This is a genomic window from Ruminococcus sp. OM04-4AA, from assembly GCF_003462585.1.
GTDB classification, from domain to species: domain Bacteria; phylum Bacillota; class Clostridia; order Lachnospirales; family Lachnospiraceae; genus Mediterraneibacter; species Mediterraneibacter faecis.
This window is the reverse complement of sequence record NZ_QTZH01000001.1, coordinates 103,116-116,347: the sequence shown is the minus strand read 5'-3', so window position 1 is coordinate 116,347 and position 13,232 is coordinate 103,116. Positions and strand designations below refer to the sequence as shown.

At 41.8% G+C, this 13,232-nt stretch carries 11 protein-coding genes; all 11 read right to left on the bottom strand.

Translation table 11 applies throughout. The features are described from left to right. Window positions 1–478 precede the first annotated feature (478 nt). Window positions 479–1,693 (bottom strand): threonine ammonia-lyase, encoded by a 1,215-nt coding sequence (ilvA, locus tag DXB52_RS00510; RefSeq protein ID WP_117568127.1) that lies wholly within the window; start codon window positions 1,691–1,693, stop codon window positions 479–481. Beyond that, on the bottom strand, window positions 1,690–2,631 hold the full coding sequence (gene ftsY, locus DXB52_RS00505; protein ID WP_015528930.1) for a signal recognition particle-docking protein FtsY: 942 nt from the start codon (window positions 2,629–2,631) through the stop codon (window positions 1,690–1,692). The genes ilvA and ftsY overlap by 4 nt, the downstream gene beginning before the upstream one ends. Window positions 2,632–2,678: 47 nt before the next feature. Then, window positions 2,679–6,239, bottom strand: a complete 3,561-nt coding sequence (smc, locus tag DXB52_RS00500; protein ID WP_118106252.1) for a chromosome segregation protein SMC — start codon at window positions 6,237–6,239, stop codon at window positions 2,679–2,681. A gap of 10 nt (window positions 6,240–6,249) precedes the next feature. Then, window positions 6,250–6,936 (bottom strand): ribonuclease III, encoded by a 687-nt coding sequence (gene rnc / locus DXB52_RS00495; protein ID WP_020436721.1) that lies wholly within the window; start codon window positions 6,934–6,936, stop codon window positions 6,250–6,252. 66 nt (window positions 6,937–7,002) lie between these two features. Beyond that, a complete protein-coding gene (gene acpP / locus DXB52_RS00490) occupies window positions 7,003–7,242 on the bottom strand; it encodes an acyl carrier protein (protein WP_015528927.1) in 240 nt (79 codons plus the stop codon). Between the two features lie 18 nt (window positions 7,243–7,260). Continuing rightward, window positions 7,261–8,304 carry a phosphate acyltransferase PlsX gene (gene plsX / locus DXB52_RS00485; RefSeq protein ID WP_118106250.1) on the bottom strand — a complete coding sequence of 348 codons (1,044 nt, stop codon included), beginning with the start codon at window positions 8,302–8,304 and terminating at the stop codon, window positions 7,261–7,263. A 132-nt stretch (window positions 8,305–8,436) separates the two neighbouring features. Continuing rightward, the gene (rpmF, locus tag DXB52_RS00480; RefSeq protein WP_015528925.1) at window positions 8,437–8,616 is read right to left on the bottom strand and encodes a 50S ribosomal protein L32; all 180 of its coding nucleotides are present in this window, start codon (window positions 8,614–8,616) and stop codon (window positions 8,437–8,439) included. 3 nt (window positions 8,617–8,619) lie between these two features. Then, window positions 8,620–9,147, bottom strand: coding sequence for a YceD family protein (locus tag DXB52_RS00475; protein WP_015528924.1), 528 nt, complete (start codon window positions 9,145–9,147; stop codon window positions 8,620–8,622). Between the two features lie 241 nt (window positions 9,148–9,388). Next, entirely contained in the window at window positions 9,389–10,585 is a 1,197-nt protein-coding gene (locus tag DXB52_RS00470) for an acetate kinase (RefSeq protein ID WP_117540170.1), read from the bottom strand. A gap of 116 nt (window positions 10,586–10,701) precedes the next feature. Further along, window positions 10,702–11,697, bottom strand: a complete 996-nt coding sequence (gene pta, locus DXB52_RS00465; protein WP_015528922.1) for a phosphate acetyltransferase — start codon at window positions 11,695–11,697, stop codon at window positions 10,702–10,704. 219 nt (window positions 11,698–11,916) lie between these two features. Beyond that, entirely contained in the window at window positions 11,917–13,203 is a 1,287-nt protein-coding gene (locus tag DXB52_RS00460; RefSeq protein WP_117540168.1) for a nucleotidyltransferase, read from the bottom strand. Window positions 13,204–13,232 lie beyond the last annotated feature (29 nt).

Below are 13,232 nucleotides of genomic sequence, written 5' to 3'. Positions count from 1 at the left end.
CTGCAAAGTGTATTCGGAACGCTCCTGCCTTAAATGTGTCCTCAACAATACAGTGGCTCCCTCACTCAGCTTTTCAAATGAGTAAGTGCTATTCCAAATGAAATGAATCCAGAAAACAAAATACAAACTTAGTACGTGCGTAAAAAGGGGACGATTATCTTAGTCGATAAAACATCCGTTTACGTTTACCTACAGATTCTGTAATTTGTTTTCTGGATTTGTCTGATTGGAATTAAATATCCCGTTTGGAATATGTAAGCAAGGACAGTCCTGCTGTTGCCACGAGCACATGTAAGGCAGGAGCGTTCCGAATACACTTTGTTCAGTATGTTAATAAGAGCAGAACAGGCACCACACACGGTAACTGTTCTGGCTCTTATGTTACATACTTTCAAAGGGATGAGGTAAAGCGGGCCGGTGCTCGTGGTAATAGCAGGGCTGGCCTTGCGACACCATTCTATAGGCTGTTTAATACCAATTAATACAGCTTCGCACTGATCAGTTTTGGTCTGAATCCAGCCTTATCAAGTGTATCCAGAATCTTCTTCTTATGATCTGTTCCGAATGCTTCCATTGTGATACGAAGTTCTACGGCTGCGTTTCTGTTTGTGCTTACAAACTGATTATGTTCCAGTTTAATGATGTTACCCTGTACATCTGCGACTGTCTGTGCCACACGTGCAAGTTCACCCGGCTTATCCGGAAGAAGTACGGATACAGAGAAGATACGGTCTCTCTGGATCAATCCGTGCTGGACGATCGAGGACATTGTGATAACATCCATATTTCCACCACTTAATACACAGACTACTTTCTTTCCTTTGATGTCCATCTGCTTTAATGCAGCTACGGAAAGAAGACCTGAATTCTCTACGATCATTTTGTGGTTTTCTACCATATCAAGGAATGCACCGATCAATTCATCATCATCTACGAGAAGAATATCATCTACATTCTCTTTCACATACGGAACAACTTTATCTCCAACTTCTTTTACAGCTGTTCCGTCTGCGATTGTATTTGCAGATGGAAGTTCTACAGGCTCTCCTGCTTTCAGAGCTGCTGTCATACTGGCCGCTTCTGACGGCTCTACACCGATTACTTTGATTTTTGGATTCAGCATCTTGGCAAGTGTGGAAACACCTGTGATCAGTCCGCCTCCGCCGATTGGTGCAAGGATATAATCTACAGTCGGGAGTTCCTGAACGATCTCCATTGCAATTGTTCCCTGACCTGTAGCAACATCAAGGTCATTAAACGGATGAACGAATGTATATCCGTTCTCTTCTGCAAGTTTACATGCATATGCGTAAGCATCATCATAAACATCACCATGAAGTACTACGTCTGCTCCAAAGCTTTTTGTACGGTTTACTTTGATCAGCGGTGTAACTGTAGGCATAACAATCGTAGCTTTGCATCCAAACTGTTTTGCTGCAAATGCAACGCCCTGTGCATGATTTCCTGCTGATGCTGTGATCAGTCCACGGCTTCTTTCTTCGTCTGTCAGTGTGCTGATCTTGTAATATGCACCACGGATCTTATAAGCTCCTGTGTGCTGCATATTTTCCGGTTTTAAATAAACCTTTGCTCCTGTCTGTGCACTTAAGTATTCACTGTAAATGAGTTTTGTAGGATTTGTTACCTTTTTTACCAGTTCGCTAGCTTCTTCAAATTTCTCTAATGTCATCATGGTCTTTCTTCCTCTCTGTAAAACAACGCGTTTACGAACTCCTCTGAGTCAAATTTCTGCAAGTCATCAATTGTTTCTCCTACACCGATATATTTTACCGGGATACCAAGTTCAGACTGGATTGCTACTGCAATTCCTCCTTTGGCTGTTCCATCCATCTTTGTCAGAACAATTCCTGTTATATCTGTTACTTCATTGAATTCCTTTGCCTGGGCAAGTGCATTCTGTCCTGTCGTTGCATCCAGCACAACCAGCGTCTCACGGAACGCATCCGGATACTCTCTGTCAATCACACGATTGATCTTCTTAAGCTCTTCCATCAGGTTCTTCTTATTGTGAAGTCTTCCGGCTGTATCACACAGAAGTACATCTGCCCTTCTCGCTTTCGCAGCAGCAACCGCATCATATACAACTGATGCCGGATCTGCGCCTTCCTGACCACCGATCATCTCAACACCGGCACGGTTGGACCATTCTTTTAACTGCTCTCCTGCTGCCGCACGGAATGTATCTGCCGCCGCAAGGATCACTTTCTTATTCTGTGCTTTCAGCTTTCCTGCAAGTTTACCGATCGTTGTTGTTTTACCAACACCATTTACTCCGATCACGAAAACCACACTCTGACGATTCTCAAACTCATATGCTGTCTCTCCGACATCCATCTGTTCACGAATACTGTCGATCACAAGCTGTCTACATTCAATCGGTTCCTTGATATGTTGCTCTTTTACTTTAACCTTTAAATCTTCAATGATGTCCATTGTTGCTCTGACACCAAGATCTCCCATGATCAGAGTTTCTTCCAGTTCTTCATAAAAGTCATCATCAATCTTTGAAAATCCATGGAAAATACTGTCCATGCCGGACACAATATTATCTCTTGTCTTTGTCAGACCGGATACAAGTCGTTTAAAAAATCCCTTTTTTTCTTCTCCCATTTTCAGCCTCCTGTTCTCTTAATACCCTGTTTACAATAAAAACAGGTTTATTTTTCCAGATCATCTTCCAACAGATCCACAGAAACAAGTGTAGATACTCCTTTTTCCTGCATGGTAATTCCATACAACCGGTCTGCTGCTGCCATTGTACCACGTCTGTGGGTAATGACAATGAACTGTGTATATTTTGTCAGCTTATGTAAATATTTCGCATAACGATCTACATTGTTGTCATCCAGTGCCGCTTCAATCTCATCAAGGAGACAGAACGGAGATGGCTTCAGATTCTGGATTGCAAATAGTAATGCAATTGCAGTCAGCGCCTTCTCTCCACCTGAAAGCTGCATCATATTCTGCAGTTTCTTTCCTGGCGGCTGTGCGATGATGCGTATTCCTGCCTCAAGAATATCCACATCCTCCTGTAATTCCAATGATCCCTTTCCGCCTCCAAAAAGCTGACGGAATACATCATTGAACTCTGTTGCAATTCTTGCGAACTGTTCTGTGAACTGCTTACGCATCGCCACATCCAGTTCTTCAATAATCTGTTCAAGAGATGCTTCTGCTTCCACAAGATCGTCATGCTGACCTTTTAAGAATGTATAACGCTCGGATACATTTTTGTAATCCTCAATTGCATTGACATTGACCGAACCAAGCTTTCGGATCTCATTCTTAAGTTCCTGAATCTTTTTCTTCATCAATGCCAGATCTGTCAGTGTCTCATTACGAAGTTCTTTCGCATGATTGTAAGTGAGTTCATACTCTTCCCACATATAATTCATCTGCTTCTCTGACGCTTCCTCATAGCCTTCTTTCTGGCTGTTCAGACGGAAACATTCTTTATCAAGATCTGACACATGCTTTGCAAGTTCTTCTCTCTGTCGTAAGAAATCTCTGTGCTTCTGATTCAGTTCTTCGCGTTTTTTACTCTGTACTTTAATCTCTTCACCAATCTCTGTAAACAGTTCTTTTGAATCTTCAATCGTTTTCCTGAGTCCTTCGATTTCATTTTCTTTTTGCAGAATTTCCTCAGATACATCTCCTCGATTTTCGGCAAGTTCTTCCTGCTCTTTTTCATATCTGGTGATTTCCTCATCTATACGGGAAATATTTTCTACAATAAAGGTTTTCTGCTGATCCAGGCCTGCCAGTGAAAGATGGACCTCCTCAGACTGTTTCATCTGGACAGCCTCATCCTCTCTTTCTTTCTCCAACTGCATCTGCAAAGCTTCAATCTGTTCATTCAGCTCTTTTTCCAGCTTCTCTGATGTCTCAAGTTCCATTTGGATAGAATCTTCGTTCTCATTGATTTCATCCAGCTCCTGAAGCAATGCTTTCTGTTCTTTCAGGAATCCTTCGTAACGCTGTTTCGATTCTAACTGTTCTCTCTGTACCTGTGCAACATTCATTCGCGCAGTATTCTCCAGCACTGATTCTTCTCTTAAATGTTCCTGTACTTCATCAATCACATTGTAGCATGCTGCACGACGGTTCTTCGCCTCTGTAACTTCTTTTTCCAGCACATCCATGTCAGACTTGAGCATATCAACCGTCTTCTCGAATTCTTCGATTTCGCGGCGTCTGCTCAGCAGATTACTTGAATTCTTAAATGCACCACCTGTCATGGACCCGCCCGGATTGATCAGGTCACCTTCCAATGTGACCAGACGCAGAGACTGGCGGTATTTTCTCGCAATTGCGATTCCGTGATCGATGTGGTCTACTACGATCGTACGCCCAAGCAGCTGATCTGCCAGTCCGTCAAATCTTGATTCCACATGGATCAATGTATTCGCAAGTCCGATCACTCCCGGCTCTTTAAGTGCTTCCAGATTCCTGATTCCTCCGCCGCCATGCATACTTGTCAGCGGAAGAAATGTTGCCCTTCCGAATTTATTACGCTTAAGGAAATCAATCATACGCTTGGCTGTATCTTCATTATCTGTAACAATATTCTGAATACTTCCTCCAAGTGCTGTCTCAATAGCAATCTCATATTCCTTATCAACCTTAATGATATCCGCTACAACACCGATCAGACCTTTCTCACGTTCTTTATTCGACATTACCTTTCGGATACTGTTACCATATCCGTCATAGCGCTCTGTAATATTCTTTAATGACTCCAGACGGGAAGATTCTCTGTGATATGCGGTCTGTCCGATCCGTAACTTTTCCTGCTTCTCTTTCAGCTCATTCTGAAGCTTGCCAAGTTCCTCTTCGTTCAGGGAAATCTTATCCTTATAGGTTTGAATGCGCTCACGGATCTGACCAAGTTCTTCTTCATACTTCTTAAGTCTGTTGTTCTGTCCTTCTGCTACCGTCGAAATCTCAAGAATATTTCTGGCAACGACAGCCTTCCGTGTCTGGATCTGTTCTTTCGTTGTATCAAAATGCTGAATCTTAGCTTTTGTTGAAGCACGATTTCCAAGCAGGTCCATGATCTCCCGCTTCTTCTGCTCGATTTCAGTACTATGTTCTGCAATCTTTGACTGAATCTCAATTAAACTCTGCTGTGCTTCTGTATCCTGTCCACTGGCTGATTCTAACTGTTCTGAAATTCTTTTCTTCTCTTCTTCAAGCTCTCTTTTCTGCTGCTGCCTCGTATCTATCTCACTGACGATCGTACTCAGGCGATGATCATAATGCTCATCATTCATACGGGCTGTATTAATCTGCTCTTTCAGGACATTGATCTGGCCTTCCAGCTGTTGCTTTAAAAGATTCGTCTCATTCATCTGGTTCTTCGCAGTTTCAATTGCAAGATCAATCTGATCTACTTCTTCCTCGATTGCCTCGTATTCTGCTTTCATCTTCTCATAACGGGCATTTGATTCCTGCATCTCCTGAGAAGCAATCTCATATTTCCCACCGACTTCACGAATACGCTCCTGCAGCCGCTCTTCCTCCAACAAAAACATATTAATGTCGTATGTTTTTAATTCTTCTTTCATCTTCAGATAGATTCTGGCTGTCTCTGACTGTCTTTCCAAAGGACCAATCTGTTTCTCAAGCTCTGCAAGAATATCATTCACGCGGGTAAGATTCTGCCGTTCATCCTCCAGCTTTTTCAAAGAAAGGGACTTTCTTCTCTTATATTTTACAATTCCGGCGGCCTCATCAAAAAGTTCTCTTCTCTCTTCCGGCTTACCGCTTAAAATCTTATCAATCTGCCCCTGACCAATAATTGAATAGCCTTCTTTACCGATACCTGTATCATAGAACATCTCATTGATATCTTTCAGTCTGCAGGCTGAACCATTGATCAGATACTCACTCTCTCCGGATCGGTACAATTTACGTGTAACAGTGACTTCTTCGTACTCTACCGGAAGTTTATGATCTGAATTATCCAATGTGATTGCAACCGAAGCATAACTAAGCGGCTTCCGGTTCTCGGTTCCCGAGAAAATCACATCCTGCATGGTGCCTCCACGCAATTGCTTCACTCTCTGCTCTCCAAGAACCCAACGGACAGCGTCAGCAACATTACTCTTACCACTTCCATTCGGTCCTACAATACCTGTAATTCCGTTATGAAATTCAAATTTAATCTTATTGGCAAAAGATTTGAATCCCTGCACTTCTATACTCTTTAAATACATAAAGTCCTCTTTACTTTTTCTTTCTGAGATTCAGGATTGCCTCATAAGCTGCCTGCTGTTCTGCTGACTTCTTCGAACTTCCTTTTCCACGTCCCCAGGCTTTTCCCCCGATTCTTGCTTCCACTTCAAAAATCTTATTATGATCCGGTCCCTGTTCATCAATCAGTTCATAACTTACATTCCCCGTCATATTCGCCTGCACGATCTCCTGTAAGATCGTTTTACTATCATAAAAGAGTTTTTTATCCTCTAAATCTGTCAAAATAAAATGATGGATAAACTCTTTTGCATTAGTAAAACCACCGTCGAGATAGATAGCACCGATCAATGCTTCCATCGCATCAGATGTGATAGAATCTCTTTTTCTTCCACCGGTCGCCTCTTCTCCTTTTCCAAGAAGCAGGTAATCTCCAAGTCCGATATCTCTTGCACACATTGCCAGAGACGGTTCACATACCATACTTGCACGTGTCTTTGTCAATTCTCCCTCAGATACCTTTGGAAATTCATTAAATAAATAAGCACTTGATACCAATTCCAATACTGCATCTCCAAGGAACTCCAGGCGTTCATTACACTCATATTTCTTCAAATGCTTCTCATTTGTATAAGAACTATGCATCAATGCACGTTCGATCAGGCTTTTGTCTTTAAACACATATCCGATCTTTTGTTCCAGTTCTTTTACTCTGTCCATTTAAATGGCCTCCTTTGTGTTAATAAACGAAAAAGCCCAAACGGGCTTTTTCATCTCACTATCTGATTATTCATTAGCCTTCTTTTTCTGGATCTGATCAACAGCATCCTGCACTGTTGTGATCTTCTCTGCCTCTTCGTTATCGATCTCGATGTCAAAATCTTCTTCAATTCCCATAATGATCTGGAAAATATCCAGAGAGTCAGCTCCAAGATCATCTACGAATGTAGTATCCGGTGTGATTGTCTCCGGTGAAACATTAAGTACGTCCGCAATAATTGCCTGCAGTTTTTCAAATTCTGTCATTGTAAAACTCCTCCTGTCTTATTCGACTTCTTTCTCTTCTTTCTTTTCTTCCAGGGTCTCCTGTTGAATTGCCTCTTTTATCTTCTCATTGATCTTCTGCTCCTTAAATGCAACACACTGAATGATTGAGTTGCATACCTCCTTTGACTTTGAACTTCCATGTGTCTTTACTACAAGTCCGTTCAGGCCAAGAAGCGGTGCGCCGCCATACTCACTTGTATCAAAATCTTTCAGTACACCCTTTAAAGCAGGTTTCACAAGCAGTGCCCCTATCTTACTACGCAAAGAAGAAAGCATTCCTTTCTTCACTTTCTTAAGCAGTGCTCCTGCAACACCCTCATAAAGCTTCAGAATAATATTACCTGCAAATGCTTCACAGACAATGACATCTGCTGCTCCGTAAGGAATATCTCGTGCCTCAACACTTCCAATGAAATTAATGTCAGGACATTCTTTTAACAGTGGGAATGTCTCTTTCACCAGCGCATTTCCCTTCTCCTCTTCAGCACCGATATTCACGATACCAACTGTCGGATTCTTCTTTCCCATAACGCTTTCCATATAAATGGATCCCATCTTTGCAAACTGTACCAGGTGAGATGGGCGCGCGTCTACATTAGCTCCACAATCGATCAAAAGTGAAACACCTTTTAATGTAGGAATCAGTGGTGCAAGCGGTGGTCTTTCAACACCTTTGATCCTGCCTACAAGAACCTGTCCTCCAACAAGAACAGCTCCTGAACTTCCTGCAGATACAAAAGCATCTGCTTCCCCTTTCTTCACCATCTTCATCGCAACAACAATGGATGAATCTTTCTTACCACGGATTGCTTTCACCGGAGGTTCTGCCGTCTCAATAACCTCTGTAGCATTCACAATCTCAATCTGCTCCTTTGGATACGTATAAGCGGAGAGTTCCTTGCGAATCACATCTTCCTTACCTGTCAGCAGTACCTTGATATCTTTTCTCTTCTGCACTGCCTCTACGACACCTTTTACCATCTCTCTTGGTGCATTGTCTCCACCCATGGCATCAAGAGCAACCCTTGTAATCTCTGACATATCATTTCCTCCTTGCGCTACTGAAATTATTCTACTGGATATCAGTATAAAAATCAATAAAAGAGCGTAAAACACAAAGTTTTTACGCCCTCAAGTGTTCTGTTCGCAGTACACTCAATATCTTATTGATCATTAGTCAACTGAAACGATCTCGCGCTTGTTGTAAGATCCACATGCCTTACATACACGGTGTGGCATCATAAGCTCGCCGCACTTGCTGCATTTCACCAGATTCGGTGCGCTCATCTTCCAGTTAGCTCTTCTTTTATCTCTTCTTGCTTTTGAAGATTTATTCTTTGGACAGATTGACATAGGTTACACCTCCTTAAAATTCTTAAATAAGTCACGGACAACTGACATTCTCGGATCAAGTCCTGTATCTTCACAGTTACAAGACCCCGTATTTAAATTCTGACCGCATACATTGCATAATCCCTTGCAGTCTTCCCTGCAAAGTACTTTCGTCGGCCAGCTCGACAAAATCTCATGAAAGAGCAGTTTGTCCACGTCAAGATGATATCCGTCAATAAAGTTTGATTCATCCAGCTCCTCTGTCAGTTCTGCGTCGGAGAGGCCTACGTCCACATGTTTCACACAATTCAGTTCAAACTCCCGTTTCACATCCTCCAGACAACGGTCACATGGAATCATGACACTCAATCTGGTCTCAGCTGTGATGAGCAGTTCTTTTCCCCTTATATGCTCTACTTTAACATGAACCGGCTCCTTGCTGATAATGGGGTAGGTTCCGGATTGTAACCGGATCTCTTCCATCTCCAGCCGCACAGTTTCTTCAACCGTCTTATGCTGGTCTGACAAAACGTCTGATAGGTTAATCAACATAATGTATTTCTCCTATTCATACCTAAACTATTATATCATGGAAAAAATGTTTGTCAACAGATATTTATAATTTCTATTAAAAATATTGTGAAGAGCAAAATGTATTGGATACATTTTTGCTTCTTCTATGCGCAAAAGCAGGACTGAACTGCTCTCCTGGCACCTCAGTCCTGCGCTCATATACGATATAATCTTTACAGATCACCATCGTATACACTTTCTCATATTAAGATTTCTTCAATTATTTTACAAGCGCTAATGTCTCACGAGCGATTGCAAGCTCTTCGTTTGTAGGAATAACAAATACTTTTACCTTAGATCCTTCTTTTGTAAGCTCAGCTTCTTTTCCTCTGAGTCCTGTATTCACTTCGAAATCGAAATCCACTCCGAGGTATCCAAGGTATTTACATACTTCCTGTCTTACATAATCATCGTTCTCACCGATACCAGCTGTAAATACGATGTCATCTACACCATTCATAGCTGCAGCGTAAGATCCGATGTATTTTGCTACTCTGTATGAGAATACATCCATAGCGATCTTAGCTTTCTTATCTCCGGCATTCATAGCGTCTGTCAGGTCACGGAAGTCACTTGAAAGTCCGCCTGAAATTCCAAATACACCAGACTTTTTGTTCAGTACTTCCATAACACCTTCAATGTCAAGGTTCTCTTTCTTAGCAATGAACTCCATGATTGCAGGATCGATATCACCTGAACGTGTTCCCATTACAAGTCCTTCAAGTGGAGTAAGTCCCATAGAAGTATCTACACATTTTCCGTTAAGAACAGCACTTACACTGGATCCATTTCCGAGGTGGCATACAATTGTCTTTACTTCATCGTAAGATTTTCCCATTACTTCTGCTGCTCTCTTAGATACGAAGCTGTGGCTTGTTCCGTGGAAACCGTAACGTCTTACTTTGTATTTCTCATAGTACTCATATGGAAGTCCATACATATAAGCCTTCTCCGGCATTGTCTGATGGAAAGCTGTATCAAATACTGCAACCATAGGTGTTCCTGGCATCAGTTTCTCACATGCTGCAACACCGATCAAGTTTGCCGGGTTATGAAGTGGTGCAAGATCATTACACTCTTCTACTGCTTTCTTTACTTCGTCTGTGATTACTACAGATGAAGCAAACTTCTCTCCACCATGTACGAGACGGTGTCCAACTGCTCCGATCTCATCAAGGCTCTTAACAACTCCTGTCTTCTCATTTGTCAAAGCATCAATTACAAACTGAATTGCTTCTGTATGAGTTGGCATAGCCAGATCAGATTTCTCTTTCTCTCCGCCAGCCGGCTGATATGTCAGACGTCCGTCGATTCCAATTCTCTCACAAAGTCCTTTTGCAAGTACCTTCTCTGTCTCAGCGTTGATCAGCTGGAATTTCAGAGATGAGCTTCCGCAGTTGATTACTAATACGTTCATTTTCTTTTTTCCTCCTGAAAAAACCTTATTCTTATTATCCGAGGGCAGCTCACACTACCCTCTTTGTTTCTTTTGATTACCCGTAACTATTTTAAAAAATCTGTAAACAATTACAATTATTCAGCCTGTGCCTGTACAGCTGTGATAGCTACAACGCCTACGATATCTTCAGCGCTGCATCCACGGGAAAGGTCGTTAACCGGAGCGGCGATTCCCTGTGTCAGAGGACCGTAAGCTTCTGCTTTAGCAAGTCTCTGAACAAGTTTGTATCCAATATTACCAGCATCAAGGTCTGGGAATACAAGTACGTTAGCATGTCCTGCGACCTTGCTTCCCGGTGCTTTAGATTCCCCGACTGATGGAACGATAGCTGCATCAAGCTGAAGTTCTCCGTCAAGAGCAAGCTCTGGTGCGAGTTCCTGAGCGATCTTTGTTGCCTCAACAACTTTATCTACATCTGCATGCTTAGCACTTCCCTTTGTTGAGTGAGAAAGCATAGCAACAACTGGCTCTTTCTCAACAAGCAGTTTGAAAGAATCTGCGGATGAAATAGCGATGTTCGCAAGTTTCTCCGGATCTGGATTCTGCTCAAGTCCTGCATCAGCAAAGATAAATGTTCCGTTTGCTCCCATGTCGCAGTTCGGTACTACCATAAGGAAGAATGCGGATACGAGCTTTGTTCCCGGTTTTGTCTTCAGGATCTGAAGGCATGGGCGAAGTGTATCTGCCGTAGAGTGGCATGCTCCGGATACCATTCCGTCTGCATCACCCATCTTAACCATCATTACACCATAGTATAAGTAGTTACTAAGAAGCAGTTCTTTTGCCTGCTCAGGAGTCATTCCCTTTTTCTGTCTTAACTCAACAAGTTTTGCAATATATCCTTCTGTTCTTGCATCTGTTGCAGGATCTACGATTGTTGCACCGGAGATGTCGTATGTACCTTTGTTCTTCTCAATCTCCTCTTTGCTTCCTACAAGCACCAGATCAGCGAGTCCTTCTTTCAGTACTGTCTCTGCTGCTTTGTAAGTTCTTTCGTCCTCTGTCTCAGGAAGAACGATTGTCTTTTTGCAAGCTTTCGCTCTTGCTTTGATTTCATCAATAAATCCCATGATTTAATGCCACCTTTCTTTTTATCTCACTTAGTCCTATTATAACTCAATCGTTTTTTGTATACAAGTCATTTTATGTGCATTTTCAAATACAATCTGAACTTTGTAATAGGATATTTGTAAGATTGTTACAATTTTATCAAACATTGTCTTTTTCTAAGAACATTACGAGCCAGAACAGTCACCTCTCACGACAACTGTTCTGGCTCTTATTAAAATTTACACCTTCAAAACCCCTTGCTTATATTCATTCTGAAACGCCGTCTTAAACTTATCCGTCACCACTGAGGTATACAGATTTGAAGCAAGCATATCATGTCTGAGCATTTTCTGACCAAGTTCCGGAAGATCGTCAATTTCAGACATTTTCGTCAAAACCGGAAGACTGCTTTCCTTCGACATAGCTGTCAAAAGCTTTGCATTGTCTTTTCGAAAACCAAGCAGGCGTGCATACATATGATAGCCATTGTCAATATATTCTTCCACATTTGCCTTTTTCGTTCCAAGCATAATATGAAGCAATGCCCGGTTAACTCGGGTCTGCGTAAGTTCTCGTGTTTTTAACAAATCACAGAACTGTTTATAATTAAAAAAGTTGTTTAACTGATTCGCAATTCTGAATGCAATCTCCGGAGAGACATCCACATATCGAACCAAACTTTCCGGCTGTTTATTTAACAGCTTATATTTCAAAATCAGAGAAAAGTCATTCTGTGAAATTGGATACTGTACTTTATGATAATCCTTCAAAAGTTCCAGACAACATTTTGGAACCTGGTTTTCCAACTCTGACAGTATTCCCGAAAACGAAAGCTCATCGTAATTTCCTTCTACTGGTTCTGTATTGAAAGATGAACTTGAATAAGCAAGCAGTGAACGAATTGCCGTAGCGGAACTATAATCACTGTCCAGTTCTTCATCATGATACTGTGCACCACGTCTTGCAATCGTATAAGGTTCCATCCTGCTTCCAAGTTTTTTGATTGCTTTCAAATATTCAATCCCCAAAATATTGTTCGGATTTCTTAAAATCTCTGCAAACCGAGGATCTTCTGTATAAGAAAGAATTGCTTCCTGTCTGGCGCGTGGAAAAGACATCCCTTGTTTCAGATAATCTTTCAACAGAATCTGGTAGGCTTCAGGTTCTTCAAGAAGTAGTTCTGCAAGCTGTTCCAAGATTGGGAGATCATTACATTCACTGCCAAAACAGATAGAATCAACAATTCCAAGAGACTCCAAAAGAGATACGGATCCAAGTGCAAAAAGCTCCGCAGATCCCGTCGCATAACAGACCGGAAGTTCAAAGACAGCTCCAGCACCACACATCAGTGCCATCTCTGCACGTATCCTTTTCGGCATGATTGCAGGTGTTCCTCGTTGTACATAGTCACCACTCATAACAACAACGGCTGCATCTGCACCGGTTACACGCAGAGATTCTTTAATATGATAAAGATGTCCATTGTGAAATGGATTATATTCTGTAATAAGACCAACGATTTTCATAATATTCTCCTAAAAAAGCAGAGTACTGC

Excerpts from the sequence above, each read along its gene's own strand:
- ilvA (WP_117568127.1), bottom strand. The coding sequence starts at position 1,693 with ATGATGACATTAGAGAAATTTGAAGAAGCTAGCGAACTGGTAAAAAAG.
- ftsY (WP_015528930.1), bottom strand. The coding sequence starts at position 2,631 with ATGGGAGAAGAAAAAAAGGGATTTTTTAAACGACTTGTATCCGGTCTG.
- smc (WP_118106252.1), bottom strand. The coding sequence starts at position 6,239 with ATGTATTTAAAGAGTATAGAAGTGCAGGGATTCAAATCTTTTGCCAAT.
- rnc (WP_020436721.1), bottom strand. The coding sequence starts at position 6,936 with ATGGACAGAGTAAAAGAACTGGAACAAAAGATCGGATATGTGTTTAAA.
- acpP (WP_015528927.1), bottom strand. The coding sequence starts at position 7,242 with ATGACAGAATTTGAAAAACTGCAGGCAATTATTGCGGACGTACTTAAT.
- plsX (WP_118106250.1), bottom strand. The coding sequence starts at position 8,304 with ATGTCAGAGATTACAAGGGTTGCTCTTGATGCCATGGGTGGAGACAAT.
- rpmF (WP_015528925.1), bottom strand. The coding sequence starts at position 8,616 with ATGTCAATCTGTCCAAAGAATAAATCTTCAAAAGCAAGAAGAGATAAA.
- DXB52_RS00475 (WP_015528924.1), bottom strand. The coding sequence starts at position 9,147 with ATGTTGATTAACCTATCAGACGTTTTGTCAGACCAGCATAAGACGGTT.
- DXB52_RS00470 (WP_117540170.1), bottom strand. The coding sequence starts at position 10,585 with ATGAACGTATTAGTAATCAACTGCGGAAGCTCATCTCTGAAATTCCAG.
- pta (WP_015528922.1), bottom strand. The coding sequence starts at position 11,697 with ATGGGATTTATTGATGAAATCAAAGCAAGAGCGAAAGCTTGCAAAAAG.
- DXB52_RS00460 (WP_117540168.1), bottom strand. The coding sequence starts at position 13,203 with ATGAAAATCGTTGGTCTTATTACAGAATATAATCCATTTCACAATGGA.